This window comes from Nocardia sp. NPDC004151 (assembly GCF_042874235.1).
Taxonomy (GTDB): domain Bacteria; phylum Actinomycetota; class Actinomycetes; order Mycobacteriales; family Mycobacteriaceae; genus Nocardia.
This window is the reverse complement of the sequence record NZ_JBIAMR010000044.1, coordinates 1-1,262: the sequence shown is the minus strand read 5'-3', so window position 1 is coordinate 1,262 and position 1,262 is coordinate 1. Positions and strand designations below refer to the sequence as shown.

At 65.3% G+C, this 1,262-nt stretch carries 1 protein-coding gene; it reads right to left on the bottom strand.

Going from position 1 to position 1,262, the window contains the following annotated elements:
• On the bottom strand, positions 1 to 1,183 hold a 1,183-nt coding region (locus ACFYTS_RS36565), incomplete at its 3' end, for an IS110 family transposase (RefSeq protein WP_387309769.1).
• Positions 1,184 to 1,262: the final 79 nt, after the last annotated feature.

Genomic DNA, 1,262 nt, shown 5'->3' with positions numbered 1-1,262 from the left:
ATTCGCGGCGGCGTTGGTCGGTGAGTATCCGGACATAGACGACGTTGGACAACCGTCGTTTCAGCGCGCGTAGTGCTTCCATCGAGGTCTTGCCGGTCGAGCGTTTGTGGTCGTAGTAGACGCGGCCGGCGGTGGGATGGCGCAACTGGACGATGGCCATGATGTGCAGAACCCGGTTGATCTTGCGGTTGCCTGAGCGCGAGAGTCTGTGGCGGCGTTGATCACCGGAGGATGTGTCCAGGGGCGCGGTGCCGTTCCAGGATGCGAACCTCGCGCGGGTGGCGAAGCGGTGGATATCGCCGGTGTCGGCGAGAAGCCGTGCAGCCGAGGAGGGTCCGATGCCGTGCAAGGCCATGAGAGTCGAGCCGCGGTCGGTGACGAGCTGGCGGAGCTCCTTGTCGGCGGCTTTGATCTTGGCGTCGATGGTTTCGAGTTCGTCGATCAGTTCGGCGGTCAGCCGCTGTTGAACGGTGGTGACCGGGTCGGTGGCGGAGACTTGTGTCAGTAGTGCGCGCGCCTGCGTGGCGGACAGAAACGTTTTGGCGCCGCCGGGCAGCAGGTCCAGCATCAGCCGGTGGACGCGGTTGACCGTTTGGGTGCGCAGGCGGCCGAGTTCGTCGCGGCGGTCGGCGAGCAGCCCGAGGGCGATGAGTTCGGGGTCGGCGTGGACGCGGCGAAGATTGGGTGCGTGCAGCGCGGCGATCGCGACCGAGTGGGCGTCGACGGCGTCGGTTTTGCGGCCGTTGCCGGTGGCGAAGACCCGGACTTGGGCGGAGAGTTTCGCGGGGACGTCGATCACGGTTTCGCCGGCGTGGATCAACCGGTGTGCCAGGTGGCGGCCGATGCCGTTGCAGCCTTCGACTGCCCAGACTCGATCGGGGAATCGTTGTGCGGTGGTGAGCATTTCGGTGAATCCGTGGCGACTTGTGGCGTATCTTCCGCCGGTCAGGACTTGTCCGTGGGGATCGATGATTTCGATGGTGGCCGAGCGTTTGTGTGGATCCATCCCGATGAAGACGGTCATCGTGGGCCCTTCCCGACTCGAGTTTTTCGAGGTGTGCGCGGGGAGGGCACCGCTTCTTCGAGCCAGGGCAAGCCCCTTTTCAGCCACTCCCGCACGGTGGTCCGGCGAGACGGCAAGCCATGAGTGAGCCACACCGATCCAGCTGGTGGGCAGCCGCATAGGGGAGCATCCCGCCGGGCACCTGGACCAGATCCTGGCCGGGACCTGACCCTACCCACCATTCTCTAAGAAGCCGCAT